Source organism: Streptococcus caprae, from assembly GCF_042649745.1.
In the GTDB taxonomy this organism is placed as follows: domain Bacteria; phylum Bacillota; class Bacilli; order Lactobacillales; family Streptococcaceae; genus Streptococcus; species Streptococcus caprae.
This window is the reverse complement of the sequence record NZ_JBHRZV010000049.1, coordinates 95,620-95,837: the sequence shown is the minus strand read 5'-3', so window position 1 is coordinate 95,837 and position 218 is coordinate 95,620. Positions and strand designations below refer to the sequence as shown.

General features: G+C 48.6%; 1 pseudogene. It reads left to right on the top strand.

The features are described 5' to 3' along the window. Positions 1–218 (top strand): annotated as a pseudogene (locus ACFORF_RS06730) (ISL3 family transposase); the annotation flags it as partial.

The following is a 218-nucleotide window of genomic DNA, read 5'->3' as shown; positions in this document are numbered from 1 at the left end:
CGTTCAGCACATGAGCCGGGCCATGAACCGACTGCGTGTCCAAGTCATGAACCAGTTTGACCGAAAATCTCACGAATACAGGGCCCTCAAGCGCTACTGGTCTTGATACAACAAGACAGTCGAAAACTTAGCGATAAACGCTTTTATCGCCCAACTTTTCGCATGCACTTGACTAACCAGGAGGTTGTCACTAAGTTGCTCAGCTATTCCCAAGAACC